Source organism: Streptomyces sp. CG4 (genome assembly GCF_041080655.1).
Taxonomy (GTDB): Bacteria; Actinomycetota; Actinomycetes; order Streptomycetales; family Streptomycetaceae; genus Streptomyces.
The window spans coordinates 6312220-6336607 of sequence record NZ_CP163525.1; the positions used below are offsets into that span (position 1 = coordinate 6312220).

Sequence of the window (24388 nt, forward strand, 5' to 3'; positions counted from 1 at the left end):
GTCTTGCGCCACATCTACCGCTGCCCGCTGCGCTGGTCGGACATGGACGCGTACGGCCATGTCAACAACGCGATCTTCCTCCGCTACCTGGAGGAGGCCCGCATCGACTTCACGTCCCTGAGGGGCGCGGAGTCCAAGCAGGGGTCCGTGGTGGCGCGCCATGAGATCGACTACCGGCGCCAGCTCGTCCACCGGCCCACGCCCGTGGACATCGAGCTGTGGATCACGGAGATCCGGGCCGCGTCCTTCACCGTCTCCTACGAGGTGAAGGACGCGGACGCGATCTACGTGACGGCCCGGACCGTGGTCGTCCCGTTCGACTTCGAGGCACAGCGGCCGCGCCGGCTCACGGCCGGGGAGCGCGAGTTCCTCCAGCAGTACACGGACCGGGACGACGGCAGCCACGACGACAGCCACGACGACTCCGCCGACGAGGAGGCCGTCGCCGCATGACGGTGCTGCACCTGGCCGACGAGACGGAGGCGGCCGACCTCGCCGCCTTCCTCTCCCGGCTGCTCCACTACGACCGTGGAGCCGCGGTGCGCCTGCAGGCGGCCGGCACGGCGCTCGCCGTGTTCGGCCGTCCGCCCTCCTTCGAGGTGCTCGCCGTCCGCGCGGTACGGCTGGCCAAGCCGTACGAGAACGGGCTCGACGTCAGCCTCGATGTGACCGTCTCCGCAGGCCAGTTGCTGGAGTCCGTGGACGAGCGCGCGGCCACCGCCGGCGTACCGGCCGCGGTCACCGGTCCGCCGTGGGCCGGTGTGCTGCCGCCGCGCGGCGGCTGGCGGGCCGAGCCGGGCCTGCCCGCCCCGGACGCGCTCAGGGCGACCGTCGCCGCGGCGGTCACCGAGTTCCGCTCGCGTACGGAGGAACTGGCGCCGGACGGTCGTACCCGCGCCGAACTGGACCGGATCGGGCGGGACATCTGGTCCCGGGAGATCGGGCGGACCGGGTTTCCGGTGCGGGCCGTGCACGCGGCCCAGTCCCTGGGCTTCCTGCGGCCGGGCGGCGATCCCGCCGACACCGCACTGTTCTCCTCGGGGGCGTGGCTCAGACTGCGTACCCCGTACGGGTCCGTCGCCGTACGGCGGGCCGGCCTCGGGGCGCTCGGCGTCAGCGTGCGCTGACCGGCTCCGGTCAGCGGGAGTCGGCGTAGCGGGCGCGCTCGTCGGCCACGAGGTGCACGTCCGCCGAGCCGCCGGCCGTGTGTCGCAGCGCGCCCGCGTCCAAGTGATCACAGGTCAGCAGCAGGGCCGTCGGGCGGTCGGCAGGGGGGGCGAGGCTCGCGCCGTTCACGACGAGGAAGTTGCCGCCGGACACGGCCGGGGTGCCGTCGCGGACCAGTGCGATGCGGACCGTCACACCGTCACCATGCTGCCGTCCGAGAGCCGGACCGGGAAGGGGCGCCGGGTGCCGTACGCCGAGGCGACCGACGGGGAGGCCCCGGCCGGCAGCGGACGCGGGCGCGTCCGCAACGCGGAGGCGGGGAAGCGGCCCAGATCCGTACGGGCCGTCAACTCGCCGTAGGCCCGCGGGTCCACGCCCACCAGCGGTATCGAGTCCTGGCCGGCCACCGGCCAGGCCTGGTAGTCGTGTTGTCAGTACGGCGCGGTAAGCGGTCGGCGGCCGACCGCAGTTGGGTGCGGTCCAGTGCCGCGACATACGTCAGGTCCGGGTCGCCGGAGCGGGCCGGGGGCGGCTGCAGTGCGCGGGGCAGCGCGTACGGGCGCGAGCGGCGCAGTGTCCGCAGTGTCACCGGCAGGCCGTCGAAGGTCTTCCGGGCGCCCTCGCGGACGGCGGCGTCGGCGGCGGTGAGCAACGCGGCGCCCAGCAGCAGCCGGTGCGCACGCGCGCGAGAAGACGAAGGTGACGGGCTCGGACCGGAGTGTCAGTCCGGGGTGTTCACCATCGACGCGGCCGCGTACGTCAGGTAGTTCCACAGCGTCGTCTCGTGCTCCTCGGACAGCCCGAGTGCGTCGACGGCCGTCCGCATGTGCCGCAGCCAGGCGTCGTGCGCCGCGCGGTCCACGGTGAACGGGGCGTGCCGCATCCGCAGCCGGGGGTGGCCGCGGTTGTCGCTGTAGGTGGTGGGGCCGCCCCAGTACTGCATCAGGAACAGGGCGAGGCGCTCCTCGGCCGGGCCCAGGTCCTCCTCCGGGTACATCGGCCGCAGGATCGGGTCCTCGGCGACTCCCTCGTAGAAACGGTGGACGAGCCGGCGGAAGGTCTCCTCCCCGCCGACCTGCTCGTAGAAGGTCTGCTCCTGAAGCGTGCCGCGCCGAATCTCATTCACCCGTACATCGTCTCAGACGAGGTGACCCAGGACTCAAGGCTTAGGACCCGGCGGACCGGTCCGACCCTACTGTGGAGCCATGGGTATGGGTGTGGGCATGGGCGCCTACGACACCGGGACCGACACCCTGGCCGCCGCCGCGCGGGCCGCGCTGGTGCGGGAGATCGACGCCGAGGGGGTCTTCGCCGAGGACCCGGTGTGGCGGGAGGCGTTCGCCACGGTGCCCCGGCACCTGTTCGTGCCGTACTACCACGTCGCCGGACGGCGTGGCTACGAGCGCCGTTGGGGCGAGAGCCCGGACCGGGAGGCCCGCGAGCGCTGGGTGCGCGGCGCTTACGAGGATGTGCCGCTGGCCACCCGGCTGCGCGACGGCGAACTGGTCTCCTCCAGCAGCCGGCCCTCCCTGATGGCGCGGATGCTGGTCGCGCTGCGGGTGGCGGACGGGAACCGGGTGCTGGAGGTGGGCGCCGGCACCGGCTACAACGCGGCCCTGCTCGCGTACCGGCTCGGCGACGACGACCTCGTCACCACCATCGATCTGGAACCCGAGATCACCGAATCGGCCCGCCGGCACCTGGACGCGGCCGGCTACCACCCGGCCGTCGTCACCGGCGACGGCGCGCGCGGAGTGCCCGAACGCGCCCCCTTCGACCGGATCATCGCCACCTGCGAGCTGCCCACCGTCCCGCGCGCCTGGCTCGCCCAGTGCCGCCCCGGCGCCCGGATCCTGACCCCGCTCGCCACGGGCCTGCTCGCGCTCACGGTCCGGGACGCGAGCCACGCCGAGGGCGGTTTCCTGCCCACGGCCACCTACTTCGTACCGCTGCGCGGCGAGGGCCGGGCGGTGCCGGAGGACGTGTCGCTCGCCGGGCTGCCGGGCCGGGCCCGCGAGCAGGAGACGTTCCGCTTCCTGCTCGCGCTGACCCGGGGCACCCTCGCTCCGCGGGAGGCCTACGCGCTGTGGGAGCGCGCGGGCATGCCGGAGCGCGCGCGGTACGGCGTCACGGTCGACGGCGACCACGTCCGGGCCTGGCTGGACGAGCCGGCGGGGCCGTGTGCCTGGCCCCTGCCGTGACCGTCTTCCGGGTGGTGCTCAGGCCCGCCGGATGGTGATCGTCGTCCAGGCGCCCACGTGCACCCGGTCGCCGTCCTGCAGCGGAACCGGCACGAACGGCTGGATCGGTTCCTCGGACATGTTGACCGTGGTGCCGTTGGTCGAGTTCTGGTCGACGACCGCCCAGCTGCCGTCGGGCTGCTGCACCAGCACCGCGTGCTGGTGCGAGACGCCCGGGTCCTCCGGCGGCACCGCCAGGTCGATGTCGGGGGTGTCGCCGGTGGAGTGCCGGCGGCGGCCGATGGTGAGCTGGTTGCCGCTGAGCGTGCGCTGCTGCTCGGGCGAGTACGCGGGCAGGTTCAGCCCCGCGGCCTCGGGCCCCGAGCGGTGCATCATCGCCATGAAGTACTCGCGGTCCGGGCCGATGGTCGCCGTCCAGGTGACCGGTCCCGCGGGCTGCTGCGGGAAGCCGGGGCCGGGCGGCGGGGCCTGGGTGGCGCCGGGCTGCGGGTAGCCATAGCCGCCGCCGGGACCGCCGTTCGGGCCGCCGGCGGGGCCGGGCTGCGGATAGCCGTAGCCGCCCCCGGGACCCCCGGTGGGTTCGGTGGACGACGGCGGGGAGATCACCCAGTCGTCGTCACCGCCGCCGAAGGAGGGGCCGCCGGGGGGCGGACCGCCGACGGGGGGTCGGCCGGTCTCGCCCGGGAAGGCGGGCGGCGCGGGCGGGCCCGACTGCCCAAACGCCTGCGGGGCACCACCGGGACCGCCCGCGGGACCGGGCGGGGTCGGGCCGGGCGGAGGCGGAACCGGACGCGAGGGGTCGCCGCCGTACCCGGAGGGACCGGGCACGCCGGGGCCGCCCTGCGGCGGGCCGGGGGGCGTGGGGGCACCGGGGCCCGAGGGCTCACGCCCGAAGGGCGGCGGCACACCGGGACCGGCCTGGTCACGGCCGAAGGGCGGTGGGCCGGCGGGGCCGCCGGGACCTTGTCCCTGACCGGGACCCTGTCCGGGGCCGTCGCCGAAGCCGGAGGGGCTACCGGGACCGGACTGGTCACGGCCGAAGGGCGGTGGGCCGGCGGGGCCGCCGGGACCCTGTCCCTGGCCGGGACCCTGCCCAGGGCCGCCACCGAAGCCGGAAGGAGCACCCGGACCACCAGGACCACCAGCACCACCCGGACCGGCACCGAAGCCCGACGGGCCCCCAGGCCCACCGGGCCCACCAGGTCCAGACGGCCCACCCGGTCCGGACGGACCGGGTGAGGTCGGCGGGCCGGACGGGCCGGACGGGGCGCGGTCGTTGCCGAACGGCGTCGGGCCCGACGGCTCGCTGCCGAAGGGCGGGATCGGCTCGGCGGGCCGGTTCATCTGCGAGGGTCGCGAGCCCTGGTACTCGTATCCGTCACCGCCGCCGTAGGTCGCGCTCGGCGGCTGGAACCGCGGCTGCGGCGGGCGCGGCGGGCTCGGCGCGGCCGGGGTGTACGAGGTGGCCGTGTTGGTCAGGAAGTTCCACCGGCACTCCTCGCAGAAGGGCGCGCCGCCCTCGCGGGGCGTACGGCACTGCGGGCACAGCTCCGGCTCCGGGGCCGACGCGGCCGGCGGGCGGCCGGCGGCCGGGCCGCCCGGCGCGGGCGGGAAGCCGTAACCGCCCGTGGGCGGGGGCGGCGGTGGGGGCGGAGGTACGGCACCGGCCATGCGGTGACCGCAGACCTCGCACCAGTCGTCGGAACCCGACTGGTGTCCGTTCGGGCAGGTCGGCATGTCGGTGCTTCCCCTTCTCCTAAGGGTCGGTCTGGATCGCTCGAAGTCGCTTCCAGGGTCACTTCTTTACACGAACGGTCTTGGTGGACCGGGTCTCCAGAGTCATCTCATCGGCCTCGGCGACCTTCGTCTTCAACCGCACAGTACCTGTCGCGGCATCGACCACGTCCACCACCTTCGCAAGCAGTTTCGCAGTATCCGCGTTCCCGGAGGCACTCGCGAGTTGAACAGCGCGCCCCAGTTTGGCCGTTGCGCCATCGAAATCGCCCGCTTTGCGAAGATCGAGCCCTTGCTGGATGGCTTGTGCCAGTTCGGCCTGCCCGGTGTAGTGGGCGACTTGGGGGTTGATCGAGGTGGAGGCCGTCATGTCGTCGGTCCACACCGCCCGTACGAGGCCCTGCGCGCCCAGGTTCTGTACGGATCCGTCCGGTTGGGGCACGACCAGCGAGACCCGGGCGGCGAGCATCTCCTGGCCGATCCCGGCCGCCGGGACCTCCACGCACAGGTGGTAGTCGCGGGACTCGTCGCCCCAGGACCCGGTCGGGTAGTCCCCGGCGCGCGGGCCGGCCTCGGTGCGGCGGCCGGTCAAGTCCTCGACGGTGGGCGCCACTTGCTTGACGAACCTGATGGCCGTACCGACCGGTGTCCACACCCGCAGGGCGACGTCGGCGACCTCCTTGCCCATCGCCGTCTCCATCATCTGCGTGAAGTCGGCGGCGAGAGCGGCCGGGTCGGCGACGATGTCGGCGGTGCCGAGGAGCGCGGAGGCGATCCCTGTGACTTCTTTCACTTCCCAGTCGGTGCCCACGCCGCGTGCGTCACAGGTGAACCGTCCGGCACACGCGTCCAGCATCGCGCGCAGGTCCTCCGGCGACTCGTGTTCGTTGCGGCCGTCGGTGAGCAGGATGCCGTGCCGGATGGTGACATCGGCCGAGTTCAGCAGCTGGTCGGCGAGCCGCAGCCAGGTGCCGATGGCCGTACCGCCGCCCGCGCCGAGCCGCCGCAGCGCCTGCTTGGCCTGCTCGCGGGTGGTGGCGTCGGCGATCGCGAGCCCGCCGCCGCCCGGATAGACCTCCTTGGCCACGTGCGTGCCGCCGATCACCGCGAAGTGCGTGCCGTCGCGCAGGGTGTCGATCGCGGCGGCCGTGGCGTCCCGGGCGTTGCGCATCTTGGTCGGCGGATAGTCCATGGAGCCGGAGCAGTCCACCATGATCGCCACGGCGGCGGACGGGCCGCGCCCGGCCGGGTGCAGCGGGGTCACGGCGCTCCCGACGGTGCCGCCGCCGGTCGCCGTCACGGTGACGATGGCGTTGACCTCGCGCCCGTCCTGCGGCAGGTACTCGTTCTGGTAGACGTCCATCGAGAACTGCGGCACGTGCGACTTCGCGAAATTGGCCATGCTGGTTCGAATCCCCCTCGGAACGTCTCGCTGCGACGCGAGGCGATGTGTGAACGGACCGTCCCCTACGGTCCTGTGCGGCTTCCCCGTATCCGCGCCTGTATCCGCGTCTGTGTCCCCGTTCCCCGTCTCTGTCCCCGTCTGCGCCCGTGTCCGCGCCCGTGTCCGGGCCCGTGTCGGCGGCCTCAGGCCGATCCTGCCCCCTGCGGCGGTGCCGGGAACGGTACGACGGCCACTGTTACGTTGTCGTGGCCCCCGCCGTCCAGGGCGTGGCCCACCAGTACCCGGGCGCTGTGCAGCGGGCGCTCGGCCGCGTCCCGGGGGATGGCCTCGGCCATCTCCTCGGCCGTCTCCGCGTAGTTCCACAGGCCGTCGGTGCACACCACCACGACGCCGGACCGGTCCGGCTTGAAGGACGCGGTGTGCGGTTCCAGTTCGTAGGCGTCCGCGCCGAGCCAGCCGGTGATCGCGTGGGCGCGCTCGTCGGCGTACGCCTCGGCCTCGCTCATCAGCCCGGCGGCGACCATCTGCGCGGCCCAGGAGTCGTCCTCGGTCAGCCGGGCCGCGGGCGCGGTGCGGTCGTCCGGCACCCAGTAGACCCGGCTGTCGCCGACCCAGCCGACGACCAGCAGCCCGGAGGCGACGACCGTGCCGACGATCGTGCAGGCCGGGGCGTTCTGGTGCGGGGCGTGCTCGCGGGCCGTGGCAGGTTCCTCGGCGAGCGCGTTCACGGCCTGCGCGGCGGCGACGATCGCCTCGTGCATGGCGGTCTGCGGATGCGTGCCGCGCGGCAGGGCGGCCAGCAGCGTGTCACCGGCCGCCCGGGAGGCGGCGCTCGACGCGTCGTCGGGGCGGGTCGCGGAGGACACGCCGTCGCAGACGACGGCCAGGGTGGCCGGGGTGCCGTCGGGCAGCGCGGTGTGGCCGACGGTGAAGGCGTCCTCGTTGCGGTGGTGGCGCAGGCCCCGGTCGCTGACGGCGGCCACCGGGCCCGACTCCTGCTCCATGTGGTCGCGTTCGCGGGGCTGGGCGTGCCCGCAGTTCTCGCAGTAGCCGTCGCTGTCCACCCGGCCCGCCCGGCAGGCCACGCACAGCTGCGCGGGCTCCTCCGGTGCGGGAGTGTTCCCGGCCACCCGCGGGTCGGGCGCCTGCAGTGCGTACTCCTCCGGCTCCGCGGACCGGTCGAAGCGCACCCCGGCCCCGGCCGGCTGCCCCGGCTCCCGCACGCCGGACGCCCGACCGCGGGGGTCCGCGCCGGACGCCTCGGCCGGGCCGGGCTCGTCCTCGTGCAGCGGACCGCCGCCGGCGTCGGTGCCGGGCAGATCGGTCGGCAGATGCACCGCTGGCGGGCCGGCGGAGCCCTCCGCCTCGGCGGCGGGCCAGGCCACGCCCTCCGGGCCCTCCCCGGCGGAGCCGGTCATGGTGAGCGTCGGATGGTCCGGCGGCGGCGCGGGTACGACGGAGAGGTCGTACCCGCACGCTCCGCAGTAGTGGTCACCCGACTCGACGGGCTCCGCGCAGCTCGGGCACTTCGCCGGTGCGGCCTGCTGGGGCATCTGCGACATCAACTACACCCACGTCCGGGGGCGGTAACGGTTGGCCCGTTCCACCAGTTCGATCCTCTCCTCGCCGCCGGGCGCCAGCCGGGCCAGCGTGCGGTAGGCGCGCTCCAGGCCGAAGCGGAGGCCCCGCTCGTCCAGACCGCTGCCCAGCAGCACCTGTCCGCCGGCGGCGGGCCGGCTGCCCTGGCCTCCGGAGAGTATCCAGTCCAGCGCCGAGCCGAGGACTTCCGCCGTCAACTCCTCGCGCCGCGCCGGGTCAAGACCGTACGCGTCCAGCGCCTCGACCTGCCCGGCGGCGGCCGTCAGGTCGTCCAGGAACGGTACGTCACCGGCACTCGCGGTGCGCTGTCTGAGCCGCGCCCGTACGGCGGCGACCCGGGCGGCCGTGTAGTGGATGGAGGACTCCGGCACCGACTCCAGCGTCCGCACCGCCCCCTGCCGGTTGCCCGCCGCGAGCTGCACCCGGGCAAGACCGAAGGCGGCGCTGACGAAGCTCGGGTCGGTCGCCCACACCAGGTGGTAGTACTCGGCCGCGTTGTCCAGCTGGCCGAGCACCTCCGCGCACAGGCCGAGCGCCAGCTTGGGCGCGGCCTCGCCGGGGAAGGCGTCGTAGATCGCGTCGAAGGCGAGCGCGGCGCCCTCGAAGTCGCCGGTGACCAGGGCGGCCACGCCCCGGTACCAGACCACCCGCCAGTCGTCCGGCCGCTCCTCGTCCAGCTTGGCCAGGCTCATCAGCGCGGTCCGCTGGTCGCCGTTCTCCAGCCGGGCGCGGATCTGCCGCAGCCGGGTCTCCACGGTCTGCGTGGGCGCCGCGTCGAGGGCGCTGATCAGCTCGGCCGGCGCGGAGGCCAGCAGACCGGCCAGGAAGCCCGCGTTGGGGTCGCCCGGGTCGACCAGCGGGACGGGCAGGGCGAGCGCGGCGGCCGGGGTGTCGACGGGCCGGACGAGGGCCGACGGCGGCAGCGCCGGGGCGGCGGACTCGGCCCGGCGCACCTCCCGCGCCCCCAGCGGGGACACGTCACCGTCCAGCCGCGGGAACAACTCCCGGTCGACGACCCGCACTTCGGGTCCGAACTGCGTCGACAGCGCGGGCCGCGGCCGCCCGGACTGCAGCGCGACCACCTCGCGCAGCACACCGGTGAGCTGTTCGACCATCTCCTGCGCGGAGCCGAACCGGCGGGCCGGGTCGGGGTCGGTGGCGCGCACGAGGAGCCGGTAGAAGGACTCGTAGCGGCGGAAGACCTCGATGGTCTCCGGATCGGGCAGGGAGTCGACGTAGGCGGTCGTGTAACCCTGGAAGTCGAAGGTGAGCACCGCGAGCGTACGGCCCACCGTGTACAGGTCGCTCGCCACCGAGGGACCGACCTCGGCGACCTCCGGCGCCTGGTAGCCGACCGTGCCGTAGATCGCCGACTCGTCGTCGTCCATGCGGCGCACGGCGCCCATGTCGATCAGCTTGAGCTGGTCCTCGGTCTGGATGGCGTTGTCGACCTTGAAGTCGCAGTACAGGAGGTTACGGCTGTGCAGATGGCCGAGGGCTTCCAGCGCCTCGATGCCGTACGCGCAGGCCTGCTCCACCGGCAGCGGATCGCGGCGGCCCTCGGAGGTGCGGCGGGCGTTGGCGATCTCCTTCAGGGACTTGCCGCCGACGTACTCCATGACGATGTAGCCGTCGAGGGAGCCGGTGCGCTGGTCGAGGTGCTCGACGAAGTTGTAGATCCGCACGATGTTGGCGTGCTCGATCTCCGCGAGGAAGCGCCGCTCGGAGATCGCGGCGGCCATCGCGTCCTGGTCGCCGGTGTCCAGCAGGCCCTTGAGCACCACCCACCGGTCGGAGACGGCCCGGTCCACGGCGAGATAGACCCAGCCGAGCCCGCCGTGCGCGAGACAGCCGACGACCTCGTACTGGCCGTGCACCACGTCCCCGGCCTTCAGCTTCGGCACGAAGGAGTACGGGTGCCCGCACTTGGTGCAGAAGCCCTCCGTACGGCCCGGCCGCTCGCCGCGGGCGCGGCCGACGGGTGCCCCGCAGTCGGAGCGCGAGCAGAACCGCTTCCGCTCGGGCACCTCCGGGTTCTCCAGCACCATCGCGCGCGGGTCCGGCCGGGGCACCTGCGGCACGTTCACCAGCCCGGCGCCGAGCCGGCCGCGCGTGGACGCGCCCGAGGAGGAGCCGGAGCTGCGCACCGACACCGACCGCCCGCTGGACTGCCCCGACAGCGAGCGCGAGAGCCGCCCGGACACCGAGCGGCGCGACTTCGACGACTGCGAGGACGTACGCGAGCTGTGCGAACCGCGTGAACTGCCGCTCTCCACCGCGCCCTTGGTGAGCCCGGTGGGCGGCGAGCCGACCATCCCGTTCGCCGACACCACCGGGGCCAGGCCGCAGGTGTCGCAGTACAGCTCACCGCCGCCGACGTCCTCGTACGACCCCTCGCAGCCCGGCCGCTGACAGGTCTGACCCGCCTGGCTCATGACCGACCCCCCTTACGGTCCTCCGGCGCCCCCGCGCCGCCCAGTAGTTCGGCCGCCAGCTGCTGATAGCGCAGCACGGCCTGTTCGGCCACCCGCAGGTCGCACGGCGCGCTCCACAGCATCCGCCGGGCCGCGTCGTATCGCTCGACCAGGAACGGGTCCTCCGCGTACCCGTGCCGGGCGACCTTCGCCTTGTACGCGTCGAGGCGGCCGCGCAGCTCGGCGCGGACCGCGAGCGGCGCGGTGACCGCGGTCAACGACTCGCGGGCGCGCAGCAGTTCGTCCTCGGCCTTCTGCTCCAGCGACTCCAGCAGCGGGGAGAGCCGGTGCCACTGCGCCTGCCTGCGGTACTCGGCCGCCGTCGCCAGCTGCTCCTGCAGCACCGTCGGCGGGCCGCTGACCACCGGCACCTCCGTCGCCGCGATCTTCGCCAGCACCTCGCCGCGCGCGGTACGGGCCTCGGCCAGGGTGCGGTCGGCGCGCGAGAGCACGTCCCGCAGCCGGATCAGCCGCGCCTCCGCGTCCTGCCGCACCGTCAGCACGGCGTCGATCTCCCGGCGCACCTCCTCCAGGGCGCGCGCCTCCCGGTCGTACACCGTCGTGTCCGGGCGGCCGCCGCCCGGCGCCGAACTGCCCTCGGTCGGCACCCAGAAGGCCAGCGGGTCCGAGACGACGTCCTCGCGCAGCTTGGTCAGCGTGCGGGTGATCCGCTCCAGGTCGTCGCCCGCCGGGTGCTCGCCGGGGCGTACGCCGACGGAGTGCGCGAGCTTGCGGGTGCGCTGGAGTTCCGCGGCGAGTAAATCGATCCGGGCGGGCAGCGCCGACCACACCGCGTCGGCGGTGACGACCAGGTCCAGGCTCGTCGCGTACAGCTCGTTCATCCGGTCCACCAGCGCGGTCAGCGAGTAGGTCTCGCTGAGCCGGCCGCTCCCGGCGACGGTCACCGACTCGCCGCGCAGCAGCTCGGTCAGCTCCACCAGGTCCTCGCGGGTGGACCAGCGGCGCCGGCTGCGGATCTCCCGGGCGGAGCGCAGCGCCGCCGCATAGGCGTCGAAGTACCCCCACAACAGGGTGATCTGCGCCTCCGTGGCCTGCCAGCGTTCGCCGGTGACGCCGGTCAGACGGGCGCCTTCGAGGAGTCTGCGGCCCGCGTGGTCCTGCAGGGCCAGCAGCGAGGTCTCGATCGCCTCGTGCTCCTGGCCGAGCCGCGCCAGCGCACGGTCCACCTCGTCCCGGTCCATCACCGGCCCGGCGGGGTCCGTGACGCCCATCGATCACCTCTCGCTGCTTGTGTTTCCCGGTCGGATGTGGCTCAACTCGTCCGCAGATACTGCGGTGCGGGCGGCTTGGACGGGCCCGAGTCCTTCCCCAGTGTCGCCGACAGCCAGGTGTCGTACGACGCCTGCCAGCCGTTCGCGCGGTAGCCCACCAGAACGCGATTGACCCGGCGTACCAGATCGGAGGCGTCCTTCTTCATCGCCACGCCGTAGTACTCGGTCGTGAACGCCGCGCCCTTGAGCTCCACCGTCGGATCCTGCGCGGCCTGGCTGGCGGCGAGCGCGCCGTCGGTCACCACCGCGTCCGCCTCGCCCAGTTGCAGCCGGACCAGACAGTCCAGCTGGTTCGGGACGGTGGTGGAGATGTCGGTGGAGGAGGGCAGGGTGCCCGCCTTCTTGTCGGCGTCCAGCTTGGTGTACGCCGTCGAACCGGCCGCCGTGCACACCTTCTTGTGCGCCAGCGTGGAGTTGTAGCCGGTGATCGAGGACGACTTGGGCGCGAGCACCTGCTGCCCGGTCTTGAAGTAGGGCGCCGAGAACGCGACTTGCGCCAGCCGCTCACAGGTGATGGTCATGGTCCGTACGACCATGTCCACCCGCCCGTCCTGGATCGCGGAGATCCGCTGGTTGGTCGGGATCGCCTTGAACTGCACCGCGTCCGGGTCGCCGAGGATGTCCTGCGCGATGCGGTGCACCAGGTCGATGTCGAAGCCCTCCAGCTCCGCGCCCTCGGTGTTCGGATTGCGATAGCCCCAGCGGTAGCTGTTCTGGTCGACGCCGACGATCAGCTTGCGCTTGGCGCCCGTACGGGACTTGATCGCGTCGATCGTCGGCCCGTCCGCGTCGGACGGCGGCAGGGTCTGGTTCTGTGCCTCGGACGGCGTGCAGTCCTCGGCGCGTGCCTGGCTGCCGGTCGCCACTCCCGGGCCGGACGTGCTCGCGGCCTGCCGGGCGGCCTGGGTGTGCGGCAGCAGCAGGACGAACGCCAGCGCCAGCGCGCACAGCACCGCCATCGCACCGACCCCGCCCCAGCCCCGCAGGGAGGCCCGTACACGTTGCGCGTACATCGTCATGCCCCCTGTCACCGGTACTCCGACAGTCTGCGCCCGATGCCGAACAGTGCGCCGGCCGCGCCGAGCACCGCGAGCGCGGCCGCGCCCACCGGCAGCCCGGTCATGGCGTCCCGCCCGTCGACCGCGGCCTGCTGGAACTCGGTCTGCTCGTGGTCGATGGCCCGGGCGAGATCGCTGTCGACACCGTCGAAGCACTCGCCGGTGGCGCCCTTGGCGCCGATGACCTTGTCCAGCGCCTGCTGGTAGTTGCCGTCCTCGTCCTCGGTGCGGGCGGATGCGTGGCGCTGCTTCCACACCGTCATGTCGCCCTCGGCCGCCTTCACCGGAGTACGGCCGCCCTGGTCGTCGGCGAGCTGCCCGGCCCGGGTCAGGCCCTTGCCGAGCGTGGTCATGTCCTGGTCGAAGGCGTAGTAGTAGGTGTCGTACGTCTTGCCGTCGACCGTGATGGTCTCGGCGCCGCGCGCCACCAGGCTCAGGTTCTCGTTCCCGCGCGCCTTCAGCGAGGCGATGCGGGCGTCGTGCAGGACGGTCAGCGAGCGGATGCCGTGGTCGTAGGAGCCGTTCAGCTCCGCGCGGGCCACCGCGTGCCCGACGACGAGCCACAGCAGGGCGACGGCGGTGGCGCCGGAGGCGGCGACCAGGCCGTGGTTGAGGACGCGGTTGGTGCGCCGGTACGTGCGCTGCTGGGCCCAGCCGAGCGCGGCCAGCGCGAGCACGCCGAGCGCGATCGCGAGCCACGGATACGGCGTCGCGTTCCCGTAGTCGGCGTCGAGGCGCTGGTTCTCCTTGGTGTAGAGATCCTCCGCCGCCGGGAGCATCTCCTTCTGCATCTTCTCGTTGGCGTAGCGCAGATACGCGCCGCCGACCGGATAGCCCTGCCGGTTGTAGGTCCGCGCCCGCTCGATCAGCCCCTTGTACTCGGGCAGCAGCGTGTTCAGCTTGCTGATCGCCGCCTCGGAGGCGGAGCCCGGCTCGGCGTTCGCGGCGGCCGTGACGAGTCCCGCGGCGGCCGTACGGATGTCCTTCTCGTACCGGTCGCGGGAGTCCGCGCTCTCCTGCCCGCCGGCCAGGAAGCCGCTGGACGCGGCCGTGTTGGCGTCCGCCAGTGACCGGTAGATGCCGGCCGCGCCGGAACTGAGCGGCTGACTGCGGTGCAGCACGTCGTCCGCGGCGGCCGCCCGTCCGCTGGCCTGCCAGGCGGTGACCGCGCCGAACGCCACGACCAGCAGCGCCAGGACGGCCCCGATGATCCGCAGCCGGCCCGGCTCGGTGGTCGCCGCGGCCCGCAGCCGGTCGACACCCTCGGCGAACGCGGTCCGCCGGGCGGACGGCGCGGGGGAGCCGGCGGGCGCCGGGCGGCCGGGCTGTGCGGGGACACCGGGGGCGGCGGGCATGACGGGGCCCGCCGGTGGCGGTGCCGCGCTCTTCGGCGGGTGTGTCACTCGACCTCCCCCAGGGTCATCCGTTCGCCGCCAAGTATCGCCGCACGGACTGACATCCGCACCGGCCTTCACTGGATCTTGATCGGATCGCAGCGTCCGCTGCTCATGAACACGCCCTGCGCAGGTGTTCGGTTCCCCCGGGGCCGGCTACCCCTCCCAGTGCCTCCGCGCCCGCTCCCGTGCCCGTGCCCCCGCCCCCAGCCGGTCCAGGCCCAGCAGAGCCGCGCCCAGGACCGGGCTCGCCGTCACCACGCGGACGTCGGCCTTCGGTGCGCGGGCGGTCAGGTGGTCGCGGATGGCGTCGTCGAGCAGGGCGTGGCCGGCGGTCAGGACACTGCCGCCGAGCAGGACCGGTGTCTCCTCGTCGAGCAGGTCCAGGCGGGTCAGCGCCACCGTGGCCATGACCGTCACCTCCTCCGCGAGCCGGGCGACGATCGCACGGGCCACCGCATCGCCCTCGGCGGCCGTCGCGAACAGCACCGGCGTCAGCTCATGGCGGCGGTCGTGGTCGACGTGCTCCAGGTGCAGCGCCTCGATGAGCGCGTACATCGTCGGCAGGCCGAAGTGGCCGGGCAGCGTGCGGGCCAGAGCCGTCGGCTCGCCCCGGCCGTCCTCCGCGCGGGCCGCGAACCACAGCGCCTCCTCCGCAAGGCCCCAGCCGCCGCCCCAGTCACCGGAGATACGGCCGATCGCCGGAAAACGCGCGGTACGGCCGTCGGGGCGCATGCCGACGCAGTTGATGCCCGCGCCGCACACCACGGCCACCCCGCGCGGCTCGGCGACGCCCGCCCGCAGGATCGCGAAGGTGTCGTTGCGCACCGCCACCGACGCGCCCCAGCCGCGCGCCTTGAGCGCCGTCGCCAACTGCTCCTCCTCGACGGGCAGATCGGCGTTGGCCAGACAGGCCGAGACATGGGAGACGGAGCCGACACCGGCGTCCGCGAAGGCGCGCGCGACCGGTGCGGCCAGCGCGTCCAGCGCCGCCGTCACCCCCACCGCGGGCGGCCGGAAACCGCCGCCACGGGCCGTGGCCAGGACCTCCCCGGCGGCGCTGACCACGGCCACGTCGGTCTTGCTGTTGCCCGCGTCAATCCCCAGCACGGTCGAGGTCAGGCCCACGCGAGGTGCTCCCGGTTGTGTGCGATCAACTGGTCGGTGAGGGCGTCGGCGTACGCGTACTGGCCGATCAGCGGATGGGCGAGCAGGGCGCGCAAGACACGGTCCCGGCCGCCGCGCAGCGCCGCCTCCAGGGCCAGGTCCTCGTACGCCGTCACGTTCGCGATCAGACCCGAGAACAGCGGGTCAGGCTCCGGCACGGGCAGCGGCGCCGCACCATTCGGGCCGACCGCCGCCTGGACCTCGATCACCGCGTCGTCCGGGAGGAAGGGCAGCGTGCCGCCGTTGTACGCGTTCACCACCTGGTACGGGCTCCCGCCGCCGCCCAGCAGCGCCGCCGCGAGGTCCACGGCCGCCTCCGAGTAGTAGGCACCGCCGCGCTCGGCGAGCAGCGCCGGCTTCTCGGCCAGGGCGGGATCGCCGTACATCGTCAGCAACTCCCGTTCCATGGCGGCGACTTCGGCTGCCCGCGACGGCTTGGTGCGCAGCTCGCGCACGACTTCGTCGTGGGCGTAGTAGTAGCGCAGGTAGTAGGAGGGGACCACGCCGAGGCGGTCCAGCAGGGGGCGTGGCAGGCGCAGGTCCCCGGCGATCGCGTCGCCGTGCTCGGCCAGCAGCTTGGGCAGGACGTTCTCGCCCTCCGGGCCGCCGAGGCGCACATCAGTTTCCCAGGTGAGGTGGTTCAGGCCCACATGGCCCAGATGCACATCCGCCGGGGCCACGTCCAGCAGGCCCGCGAACTTCCGCTGGAAGCCGATCGCCACGTTGCACAGCCCGACCGCCCGGTGCCCGGCCTGGAGCAGGGCGCGGGTGACGATGCCGACCGGGTTGGTGAAGTCGATGATCCACGCGCGCGGGTTGGCCCGGCGGACCCGCTCGGCGATGTCCAGCACCACGGGCACCGTGCGCAGCGCCTTGGCCAGGCCGCCCGCGCCGGTGGTCTCCTGCCCGACACACCCGCACTCCAGTGGCCAGGTCTCGTCCTGCTGCCGGGCCGCCTGGCCGCCGACGCGCAGCTGGAGCAGGACCGCGTCGGCGCCGTCGACGCCCGCGTCCAGGTCGGCGGTGGTGACGATCCGGCCCGGGTGGCCCTGCCTGGCGAAGATCCGCCGGGCCAGACCGCCCACCAGCTCCAGGCGCTCGGCGGCCGGGTCCACGAGGACGAGTTCCTCGATCGGCAGGGTGTCCCTGAGGCGGGCGAATCCGTCGACGAGTTCGGGGGTGTAGGTCGAGCCTCCGCCGACCACGGTGAGTTTCATACAGGGTTAACCCTTCACTCCGGTGAGCGTGACGCCCTCGACGAACGCCTTCTGGGCGAAGAAGAACACGACGATCACGGGTGCCATGACCAGCACGGTCGCGGCCATCGTGAGGTTCCAGTCGGTGTGGTGGGCGCCCTTGAAGGACTCCAGGCCGTAGGACAGGGTCCAGGCGCCCGGGTTCTCGGACGCGTAGATCTGCGGGCCGAAATAGTCGTTCCAGGCGTAGAAGAACTGGAAGAGGGCGACGGCGGCGATACCGGGCCGGGCCATCGGGAGGACCACCTTCAGCAGGGTCCTGAGGTCCCCGCAGCCGTCGACCCGCGCCGCGTCCAGGTACTCGTTCGGGATCGTCATCAGGAACTGGCGCAGCAGGAAGATGGAGAACGCGTCGCCGAACGCCATGGGGATGATCAGCGGCCACAGCGTGCCGGACAGATCCAGCTGCTTCGCCCAGAACAGATACATCGGGATGATGATCACCTGCGGTGGCAGCATCATCATCGAGATCACCAGCATCAGCGACAGGTTGCGGCCCCGGAAGCGGAACTTGGCGAGCGCGTACGCCACCGGGATCGACGACACCACGGTCAGGACGGTGCCGAGGCCGGCGTAGACCAGCGTGTTCTTCCACCAGGTCAGAAAGCCCGGTGTGTCGAAGACCTTCCGGTAGTTGCCCCACTCCCAGGTGCGTGGGATCAGATCGCGGCTGAGTGCCTGGGTGTCGCTCATCAGCGAGGTCAGGAACACGAAGACGAAGGGGAGGACGAAGAAGAGCGCGGCGGCGACCCCGAGGGAGTGGATCGCGATCCACTCCATCAGCGCCCTGCGCCGGGCGGTCCGCTCCGCCCCGGACACCGGGGGAGCGAGCCTGACCGGCTGGTCCAGTACTTGGGTCATGGTCAGTCACCTGCCTGGATGAGACCGCCCCGGCGCCGCATCAGGAACCCGGTGAACGCCATCGACAGCGCGAACAGCACCAGGGCCACCACACAGGCCGAGCCGTAGTCGAAGCGCTGGAAGCCGAGGTTGTAGACGAGCTGGGGGAGTGTGAGCGTGGACTTGTCGGGATAGCCGGGCTCGAACTGGGTGCCCGCGCCCTGGATCACCCCGGAGGCGACCTTCCCGGCGATCAGCGGCTGCGTGTAGTACTGCATGGTCTGGATGACACCCGTGACGACGGCGAACATCACGATCGGCGAGATGTTCGGCAGCGTGACGTACCGGAAGCGCTGCCAGGCGGAGGCGCCGTCCAGCTCGGCCGCCTCGTACTGCTCCGTCGGCACGTCCAGCAGCGCGGCCATGAAGATGACCATCAGGTCGCCGATGCCCCACAGCGCCAGCAGGGTGAGCGCGGGCTTGGACCAGGCCGGGTCGTTGAACCAGCCCGGCGCCGGGATGCCGACCTTTTCGAGGATCGAATTGACCGGCCCGGTACCGGGGTTGAGCAGAAAGGCGAAGGCCATGGTCGCGGCGACCGGCGGGGCGAGGTAGGGCAGGTAGAAGAGGGTGCGGAAGACGCCCGTACCCGTCTTGATCTTCGTGATCAGCAGCCCGATACCGAGCCCGAAGACGACCCGCAGGGTCACCATCACGACGACCAGCCACAGGGTGTTGCGCAGCGCGGGCCAGAAGTACGGATAGTGCTCGAAGACGTACGTCCAGTTCTTCGCACCGCTCCACGTCGGTGGCTTGAAGCCGTCGTAGTGCATGAACGAGAAATAGACCGTCGAGATCAGCGGGTACGCGAAGAAGACCGCGAAGCCGATCAGCCAGGGCGACATGAAGGCGACCGTACGAAGCGCCGACCGGCGGCGCTTGGAGGCCAGAGTGACCGTAGTCATCGGCTACTTCGCCTGCGCGATGTCCGTGTCGATCTGCGCGGCCGCGTTCTTCAGGCCGGATTTCAGATCGGTGACCTTGCCGCTTTCGTAGTCGTAGCCGAGCTGCTGGATCGTCACCAGGTACTGACCGCCGTTGACCGAGGCGGGAGAGGTGGTGGAATTCGGGTCGGCGGCGATGCCGAGGAAGGTCTTGAACCGGGGGTTGTACTTCAGCTTCGGTGACTTCAGCGCGGCCAGGGTCGAGGGCACATTGTGGATGTCGTTGGCGAAGCCGACCACGGCGTCGGTGTCCGTGGTGATGTACTTGACGAACTCCCAGGCCGCGTTCTGCTTGTGACTGCCTGCGGCGATGCCCGCGATCGTGCCGGTGATGTACCCCTTGCCGTACTGCGCGACCTGGTCGTCGGGCACGGGCAGCGGGGCGACGCCGATCTCGAACTTCGGCCCCGCCTGCTCGGCCATCCCGAGCCGCCACTCGCCGTCGAGCTGCATGGCGACCTGACCGGTGTGGAAGGGGTGTTTGGGGCCCCATTCGTCGCCGAGGGTGGCCCGGAACTTCTCCAGTTTCCGGAATCCGCCGAGTTCGTCCACGAGTCGTTTCTGAAGGCTGAATCCCTGCTCGAAGGCAGGGTCCTTGGCCACGTTCGACGTGCCGTCCTTGCCGAAGTACGTCGGCGAGAACTGCGCGAAATAGTGTTCGGTGGTGGACTCCCAGCCGTGGTAGTCCGGCATGAATCCGAGCTGCCGGTAGCTGTCGCCCTGCGCGATGGTCAGCTTCTTGGCGTCGGCCTCGAACTCGGACCAGGTCTTCGGCGGATGCGCGATGTGCGCCTGCTCGAACGCCGTCTTGTTGTAGTAGAGCCCGTACGCGTCACCGAGCAGCGGCGCCGTGCAGCGGTTGCCGTTGAACTGGGTGTACTCGCTCATGGTCTTCGGGAACGTGGTCTGCGGGTCGATGCCCGATTTCTTGAAGAAGGGGTTGAGGTCGACCAGCGCGCCCGAGGAACAGAACTTGCCCACATTGTTCGTGGTGAACGACGAAATCACATCGGGCGCCTTGTCGCCCCCCGACCGCAGCGCCTGATTGATCTTGTCGTCGGTCATGGTGCCGAGGATGTTCACGTGGATGTTGGGGTGCGCCTTCTCGAAGCCGGCGACCAGGGACTTGACGGCCTGCACCTCGTTCGGCGCGCTCCAGGCGTGCCAGAAGTTGATCGTCGTGTTCTTCGAGGCGTCGTCCGTGGCACCCGAGCCGGACTGTCCGGTACAGGCGGTGGCGAGCAGGGTGAGGGAGGCGGTGAGGGCAAAAGCCGCCTTTCGGGCAGCTGAGGGTATGACTTCGGGCATGGCGAGGTCTCCCAGGGGGCGGGTGAACGGAAGGAGGGGGTGCTGCGGGGCTCAGCGCGAGGTGTCGAAGACCTCGTCGCGGGTGGTGACGAGCGCGGACTCCAACGCGCCGCGCAGGACGGGGTGTTCGTGGACGTCCCCGACGACCAGCCGGGGGCGGGCCGCGGCCAGCTCCTCCAGCTCGGCCTGGACGAGGGCGCGCAGCACCTCGCCGCCGGCCGTCAGCGCGGAGCCGCTGAGGACGACGAGTTCGGGGTCGAGGACCGAGACGAGCGAGGCGAGACCGGTGGCGAGCCGGGTCGCGTAGGTCTGCAGCAGCTCCCGGTAGGGGCCGGAGGCGTGATCGGCGCCCCGGGCGACGAGTTCGGCGGCGACCTCGGTGTACGGCCCCGAGGGGAGGTCGGGGATGCCGAGTTCACGGGCCAGCTTCGGTACGGCCTGGGAGCCGGCCAGCTCCTGGTAGCCGCCACTGTTGGCCTTGGTCACCTGCCGTACCAGGGGCGTGCCCGGCACCGGCAGGAAGCCGACCTCGCCGGCGCCGCCGGTCCAGCCCCGGTGCAGCCGGCCGCCGAGGACCAGGGCGGCGCCGAGGCCCTCCTGGCTCCACAGCAGCACGAAGTCCCCGTGGCCCTTGGCCGCCCCGAGCCGCTGTTCGGCGAGGGCGACGAGGTTGACGTCGTTCTCGTACTCCACCGGCATCGGCAGGGCGGCGGCGAGTTCGTCGAGCAGGGTGGGGGAGTGCCAGCCGGGCAGGTGGGAGGCGTAGCGCAGCCGCCCGGTGTTGGGGTCGAAGGCGCCCGGGGTGCCGATGACCAGCCGGTGTACATCGGCTCGCGCGAGCCCGGCCGCCTTCACGGCACCGTCGAGGGCGTCGGTGACCTGCTGGACCACGGGGCCTGCGGGATGCCGCCCCGGGGTGGGCAGTTCGTACTCGCCGACGGTGCGGCCGGTGATGTCGGCGACGGCGGCGCGGATGCGGTGGGGGGCGACGTCGAGCCCGGCGGCGTACGCGGCGGCGGGGTTGACCGCGTACAGCTGGGCGCTGGGGCCCGGCCGGCCCTCGCTGGTGCCGGTGACCCGGACCAGACCGGCCGCCTCCAGGCGGGCCAGTAGCTGGGAGGCGGTGGGCTTGGACAGGCCGGTGAGCTTGCCGATCCGGGTGCGCGACAGCGGCCCGTGCTCCAGCAGGAGGTCCAGGGCGGCGCGGTCGTTCATGGCGCGCAGCACGCGTGGGGTGCCCGGCGTACCGGCGGTTCCTGCCATGGCGTCGACACCTGCCTCTCCAGCCGCCCAGCTTCCCAGTGACCTGGCCGGACGTCCAGTCTTGATCACCGGTCGCCGGTCGCCGTAGATCACTGTTAGGAAGGTTTCCTATTCGGGTGGGAGGAACGTAAGCCCAGGGCGAAGGGGGCGTCAATAGACAACGGGCCCGAGGAGACGGAGTCGTTACCTCGGGGTCGTGGGTGCCGGGGCCGCTCAGTTCTCCAGGAAGGGTGCGGTGTCGAGGGTGGGGTACGGCGCCGGGAGGGGGAGGGGTTTGCCGAGGCTCACCTTGGTGTCGGTGTCGTAGTACGCCTCGGTGGGGTCGTCGCCGGGGAGGACGGGGTCGGTGTAGCAGTGGGCCGTTTGGGAGTGGCGGTTGATCAGGACGTAGGCGGGGATTCCGGCGGCTGCGTAGGTGCGGAACTTGGGGCCGGTGTCCGTTTCGTGGTTCGTGGAGGTGACTTCGCCGACGAGGGCGAGCATGTCGATGGGGTACCAGCCTTTGTTGGTCTTGCGGTACGACTCATCGAGTTCAGTCGCTCGGCGACGGCGGACGTAGAAGTCCGGAACGATCAGGGCCATGGTCCTGCCGTCCTCGTGGGTGGCGCGATAGCCGTTGCCGAAACCCACGAGGCCGAATCCGGCTGTCCGGAATTGGTAGAACAACTCCCCGGCACCGTGGTTGTGGCTGTCGTTCGGTTGCGGCGGCACGATGACCGTCCCCTCGACGTACTCGGGTCGAATCGGCGCTACTGACGCCTCTTCGATCGCGCTCAACAGGTCGATGGGGTCCTGCGTCATGACCGGCTCCATGATCGGTTCGGCGCTCATCGCTTCTCCTTGTCACGCTGATGCCAGGCTAAGCCCGCGCTGGGTGCCCCGGGAGAACGATGGGGCACCCCGCACGCCCCCGGCGCCGGAATGCCCCACCTGTTCACTCGAACGAGTGTGCTGAACCGTTCCGCTCGCTACTTGACCGGAGGTTCCGGCTGCTGCGGAGCTATCGGCGTCGTCGCCTTCGCCTGCGCCGAGTCCGCGTTGGAGAAGGCCGAGGGAGCCGCGACCGTGGCCGTCGGGTCGGGAGTGTCGGTCGCGTCCTCCACCGCCGTCGTGCCGCCCACGATGCGGATGTGCGCCGCGTCGAACGCCCGCTTGATGCGCCACCGCAGCTCCCGCTCGACCGTCAGCGCCTTGCCCGGCATCGTCTTGGCCGAAACCCGCACCACCATGGAGTCGATCAGGACCGAGTCCAGGCCGAGGACCTCGATCGGGCCCCACAGCAGCTCGTTCCAGGGCTCTTCCTTGCTCATGCGCTCGGCGACCACGTCCAGCGTCTCCTTGACCTTGTCCAGGTCCTCGCCGGAGCGCACCGTGACGTCGACACCCGCCGTCGCCCAGCCCTGCGAGAGGTTTCCGACCCGCTTGACCTCGCCGTTGCGTACGTACCAGATCTCGCCGTCCCCGCCGCGCAGCTTGGTCACGCGCAGCCCGACCTCGATCACCTCGCCGGTGGCCACACCGGCGTCGATCACGTCACCGACGCCGTACTGGTCCTCCAGGATCATGAACACGCCGGAGAGGAAGTCCGTGACCAGGTTCCGGGCGCCGAAACCGATCGCCACACCCGCCACACCGGCCGACGCCAGCAGCGGCGCCAGATTGATCTTGAAAGTGGACAGCACCATCAGCGCGGCCGTGCCGAGTATCAGGAAGCTCGCCACCGAGCGCAGCACCGAGCCGATCGCCTGCGAGCGCTGCCGGCGCCGCTCGGCGTTGACCAGCAGCCCGCCCAGCGCCGTGCCGTTCACCGCCTCCGCGGTACGGCCCATCCGGTCTATCAGCTTGGTGATCGCCCGCCGTACCACCGCGCGCAGCGCCACCGCCACGACCACGATCAGCAGGATCTGCAGCCCCATCGCGAGCCATGTCGACCAGTTCTGTTCGACCCAGCTCGCGGCGTTCGTCGCGCTCTGCTGGGCGTCCTGGATCGACGGCACGGTGGGTGTCGTCCCCGAGGGGGAAGGGGACGGGGTCGGCGAGGCACCGGCGGCCAGGAGGGCGGCGGGCAAGGACGACACGGCAGGTACCTCCAACGTGCTGCGCAGTCCGTACCGGTGGGGCGGTCAAGGTCTTCAAGGTCACGAGAAGGTCACCGGGTGGACAGGAACACCACACTAACGGGGCATTGTGTGTGCCCCGCGCGAATCCGCCAAGGAGGGGCCCAGGAGAGACCGGGCTCACCCTGGCTTGAACAGGCCATGATCCGGGGGATGAATGCGATGTGGTCGAAAACACTCCCAGCCCGTTACCGGGACATGGTGGCGCTTCCACCAGGCATGAGGGGAGACTGACTGCAGATCGTCCCGGCGCGAGCCACGCGCCGCCGACGCCCAAGGAGGCACCCGTGCCGCATGTCCTGGTTCTCAACGCGTCGTACGAGCCGCTCGGCGTCGTACCGCTCCGCCGTGCGCTCATCCTCGTCCTGGAGAACAAGGCTGTCTCCCTCGAGGAATCCGGCGCCTTTATGCACAGCGCAACCGTCACAGTCCCCGCACCCAGCGTGGTCCGGCTCAAGCGATTCGTCCGGGTTCCCTATCGGGGGCCCGTTCCTCTCACCCGCCGCGCGCTCTTCGCCCGCGACGGGGGCCGGTGCATGTACTGCGGTGGCGTCGCAACCAGCGTCGACCACGTCATCCCGCGCAGCCGCGGGGGCAAGCACGTCTGGGACAACGTGGTGGCCTCCTGCCGCCGCTGCAACCACGTGAAGGCCGACCGTCACCTTGTCGAGTTGGGGTGGCGGCTGCGGCACAAACCCGCTCCGCCCTCGGGGCTGGCCTGGCGCATCATCGGCACCGGGCATAGGGATCCGCGCTGGCTGCCATATTTGCAGCCGTACGGCGCGGATGATGCTCTGGCCCGGATCGACGGCATCTCTGCCTAGATCCGGGCCCGTGTTGTTTCGCGCCCGTTGAGGGCGTGGCGTGGTGGTTGTGGTGCGGCGGCCTCGGGTCGGTCGTGGCCGCTCGCATCCACACGGCGGGCCGCATGTCGATATGCCGATACCGCCCCACCTCTTTCAGGTGCTCTGTACCGCCCCACCTCTTTCAGGTGCTCTTTCAGCTGCTCAGCCAGCCGCTCCTTCAGGCGCCGCGGAAACGGGAGCGAGTGCGGGCGCCGTCTCGGGGTAGGTCTGCCGTAACCCGTTCAAAGCCGCATCATCCGACCG

Annotated in this window: 22 protein-coding genes and 1 pseudogene; 4 read left to right on the forward strand and 19 right to left on the reverse strand. The window is 71.9% G+C overall.

Annotated features, from left to right (window positions below):
- Positions 1-3: 3 nt before the first annotated feature.
- Together AB5L52_RS28815 and AB5L52_RS28820 are read left to right on the forward strand one after the other, a co-directional pair.
- Positions 4-453, forward strand: a complete 450-nt coding sequence (locus tag AB5L52_RS28815; RefSeq protein ID WP_369367036.1) for an acyl-CoA thioesterase — start codon at positions 4-6, stop codon at positions 451-453.
- Entirely contained in the window at positions 450-1127 is a 678-nt protein-coding gene (locus AB5L52_RS28820; protein WP_369367037.1) for a hypothetical protein, read from the forward strand. The genes AB5L52_RS28815 and AB5L52_RS28820 overlap by 4 nt, the downstream gene beginning before the upstream one ends.
- A gap of 10 nt (positions 1128-1137) precedes the next feature.
- Here the strand turns inward: AB5L52_RS28820 and AB5L52_RS28825 are convergent, their stop codons facing one another.
- The 4 genes and pseudogenes from AB5L52_RS28825 to AB5L52_RS28840 form a co-directional block, all read right to left on the reverse strand.
- The gene (locus tag AB5L52_RS28825; RefSeq protein ID WP_369367039.1) at positions 1138-1362 is read right to left on the reverse strand and encodes a hypothetical protein; all 225 of its coding nucleotides are present in this window, start codon (positions 1360-1362) and stop codon (positions 1138-1140) included.
- Positions 1359-1574, reverse strand: a complete 216-nt coding sequence (locus tag AB5L52_RS28830) for a hypothetical protein (RefSeq protein ID WP_369367040.1) — start codon at positions 1572-1574, stop codon at positions 1359-1361. The genes AB5L52_RS28825 and AB5L52_RS28830 overlap by 4 nt, the downstream gene beginning before the upstream one ends.
- Positions 1575-1606: 32 nt before the next feature.
- A pseudogene (locus AB5L52_RS28835) lies at positions 1607-1837 on the reverse strand (hypothetical protein); the annotation flags it as partial.
- Positions 1838-1888: 51 nt separating this feature from the next.
- On the reverse strand, positions 1889-2293 hold the full coding sequence (locus tag AB5L52_RS28840; RefSeq protein WP_351026659.1) for a globin: 405 nt from the start codon (positions 2291-2293) through the stop codon (positions 1889-1891).
- Positions 2294-2390: 97 nt separating this feature from the next.
- Here AB5L52_RS28840 and AB5L52_RS28845 point away from each other — a divergent pair, with 97 nt between their 5' ends.
- Positions 2391-3368 carry a methyltransferase domain-containing protein gene (locus tag AB5L52_RS28845; protein WP_369368990.1) on the forward strand — a complete coding sequence of 326 codons (978 nt, stop codon included), beginning with the start codon at positions 2391-2393 and terminating at the stop codon, positions 3366-3368.
- Positions 3369-3386: 18 nt separating this feature from the next.
- Here AB5L52_RS28845 and AB5L52_RS28850 read toward each other — a convergent pair whose 3' ends face one another.
- From AB5L52_RS28850 to AB5L52_RS28920, 15 genes are all read right to left on the reverse strand, one after another.
- Positions 3387-5105 (reverse strand): FHA domain-containing protein, encoded by a 1719-nt coding sequence (locus tag AB5L52_RS28850; RefSeq protein ID WP_369367041.1) that lies wholly within the window; start codon positions 5103-5105, stop codon positions 3387-3389.
- A 58-nt stretch (positions 5106-5163) separates the two neighbouring features.
- Positions 5164-6504 (reverse strand): VWA domain-containing protein, encoded by a 1341-nt coding sequence (locus tag AB5L52_RS28855; protein ID WP_369367042.1) that lies wholly within the window; start codon positions 6502-6504, stop codon positions 5164-5166.
- Positions 6505-6689: 185 nt separating this feature from the next.
- Positions 6690-8069: a protein phosphatase 2C domain-containing protein gene (locus tag AB5L52_RS28860; protein WP_351574635.1), complete on the reverse strand. Its 1380-nt coding sequence runs from the start codon at positions 8067-8069 to the stop codon at positions 6690-6692.
- Positions 8070-8072: 3 nt separating this feature from the next.
- On the reverse strand, positions 8073-10541 hold the full coding sequence (locus AB5L52_RS28865) for a tetratricopeptide repeat protein (protein WP_369367043.1): 2469 nt from the start codon (positions 10539-10541) through the stop codon (positions 8073-8075).
- Entirely contained in the window at positions 10538-11812 is a 1275-nt protein-coding gene (locus AB5L52_RS28870) for a hypothetical protein (RefSeq protein WP_369367044.1), read from the reverse strand. Before AB5L52_RS28870 ends, AB5L52_RS28865 begins: the two co-directional genes overlap by 4 nt.
- A gap of 41 nt (positions 11813-11853) precedes the next feature.
- Complete coding sequence (locus AB5L52_RS28875; protein ID WP_351026651.1) at positions 11854-12885, reverse strand: glutamate ABC transporter substrate-binding protein; 1032 nt, start codon at positions 12883-12885, stop codon at positions 11854-11856.
- A gap of 14 nt (positions 12886-12899) precedes the next feature.
- Positions 12900-14333: a hypothetical protein gene (locus AB5L52_RS28880; protein WP_369367045.1), complete on the reverse strand. Its 1434-nt coding sequence runs from the start codon at positions 14331-14333 to the stop codon at positions 12900-12902.
- Between the two features lie 147 nt (positions 14334-14480).
- On the reverse strand, positions 14481-15452 hold the full coding sequence (locus AB5L52_RS28885; protein ID WP_351026648.1) for a BadF/BadG/BcrA/BcrD ATPase family protein: 972 nt from the start codon (positions 15450-15452) through the stop codon (positions 14481-14483).
- On the reverse strand, positions 15443-16708 hold the full coding sequence (locus AB5L52_RS28890) for a 6-phospho-beta-glucosidase (RefSeq protein WP_351574651.1): 1266 nt from the start codon (positions 16706-16708) through the stop codon (positions 15443-15445). The genes AB5L52_RS28885 and AB5L52_RS28890 overlap by 10 nt, the downstream gene beginning before the upstream one ends.
- A 6-nt stretch (positions 16709-16714) precedes the next feature.
- The gene (locus AB5L52_RS28895; RefSeq protein WP_369367046.1) at positions 16715-17608 is read right to left on the reverse strand and encodes a carbohydrate ABC transporter permease; all 894 of its coding nucleotides are present in this window, start codon (positions 17606-17608) and stop codon (positions 16715-16717) included.
- 2 nt (positions 17609-17610) lie between these two features.
- Positions 17611-18552, reverse strand: a complete 942-nt coding sequence (locus AB5L52_RS28900; RefSeq protein ID WP_369367047.1) for a carbohydrate ABC transporter permease — start codon at positions 18550-18552, stop codon at positions 17611-17613.
- A gap of 3 nt (positions 18553-18555) precedes the next feature.
- Positions 18556-19899 (reverse strand): ABC transporter substrate-binding protein, encoded by a 1344-nt coding sequence (locus AB5L52_RS28905; RefSeq protein ID WP_369367048.1) that lies wholly within the window; start codon positions 19897-19899, stop codon positions 18556-18558.
- 51 nt (positions 19900-19950) lie between these two features.
- Positions 19951-21162: an ROK family protein gene (locus AB5L52_RS28910; protein ID WP_369367049.1), complete on the reverse strand. Its 1212-nt coding sequence runs from the start codon at positions 21160-21162 to the stop codon at positions 19951-19953.
- Positions 21163-21375: 213 nt separating this feature from the next.
- Positions 21376-21993, reverse strand: coding sequence for a Uma2 family endonuclease (locus tag AB5L52_RS28915; RefSeq protein WP_351026638.1), 618 nt, complete (start codon positions 21991-21993; stop codon positions 21376-21378).
- Between the two features lie 137 nt (positions 21994-22130).
- On the reverse strand, positions 22131-23240 hold the full coding sequence (locus AB5L52_RS28920; RefSeq protein ID WP_369367050.1) for a mechanosensitive ion channel family protein: 1110 nt from the start codon (positions 23238-23240) through the stop codon (positions 22131-22133).
- A gap of 326 nt (positions 23241-23566) precedes the next feature.
- Here AB5L52_RS28920 and AB5L52_RS28925 point away from each other — a divergent pair, with 326 nt between their 5' ends.
- Positions 23567-24103 (forward strand): HNH endonuclease, encoded by a 537-nt coding sequence (locus AB5L52_RS28925; protein ID WP_351026635.1) that lies wholly within the window; start codon positions 23567-23569, stop codon positions 24101-24103.
- Positions 24104-24388: the final 285 nt, after the last annotated feature.

Coding starts and splice junctions, on each gene's coding strand:
- AB5L52_RS28905 (WP_369367048.1), bottom strand. CDS start 19,899: ATGCCCGAAGTCATACCCTCAGCTGCCCGAAAGGCGGCTTTTGCCCTC.
- AB5L52_RS28900 (WP_369367047.1), bottom strand. CDS start 18,552: ATGACTACGGTCACTCTGGCCTCCAAGCGCCGCCGGTCGGCGCTTCGT.
- AB5L52_RS28895 (WP_369367046.1), bottom strand. CDS start 17,608: ATGACCCAAGTACTGGACCAGCCGGTCAGGCTCGCTCCCCCGGTGTCC.
- AB5L52_RS28820 (WP_369367037.1), top strand. CDS start 450: ATGACGGTGCTGCACCTGGCCGACGAGACGGAGGCGGCCGACCTCGCC.
- AB5L52_RS28910 (WP_369367049.1), bottom strand. CDS start 21,162: ATGGCAGGAACCGCCGGTACGCCGGGCACCCCACGCGTGCTGCGCGCC.
- AB5L52_RS28870 (WP_369367044.1), bottom strand. CDS start 11,812: ATGGGCGTCACGGACCCCGCCGGGCCGGTGATGGACCGGGACGAGGTG.
- AB5L52_RS28860 (WP_351574635.1), bottom strand. CDS start 8,069: ATGTCGCAGATGCCCCAGCAGGCCGCACCGGCGAAGTGCCCGAGCTGC.
- AB5L52_RS28915 (WP_351026638.1), bottom strand. CDS start 21,993: ATGAGCGCCGAACCGATCATGGAGCCGGTCATGACGCAGGACCCCATC.
- AB5L52_RS28855 (WP_369367042.1), bottom strand. CDS start 6,504: ATGGCCAATTTCGCGAAGTCGCACGTGCCGCAGTTCTCGATGGACGTC.
- AB5L52_RS28845 (WP_369368990.1), top strand. CDS start 2,391: ATGGGCGCCTACGACACCGGGACCGACACCCTGGCCGCCGCCGCGCGG.
- AB5L52_RS28890 (WP_351574651.1), bottom strand. CDS start 16,708: ATGAAACTCACCGTGGTCGGCGGAGGCTCGACCTACACCCCCGAACTC.
- AB5L52_RS28850 (WP_369367041.1), bottom strand. CDS start 5,105: ATGCCGACCTGCCCGAACGGACACCAGTCGGGTTCCGACGACTGGTGC.
- AB5L52_RS28875 (WP_351026651.1), bottom strand. CDS start 12,885: ATGTACGCGCAACGTGTACGGGCCTCCCTGCGGGGCTGGGGCGGGGTC.
- AB5L52_RS28865 (WP_369367043.1), bottom strand. CDS start 10,541: ATGAGCCAGGCGGGTCAGACCTGTCAGCGGCCGGGCTGCGAGGGGTCG.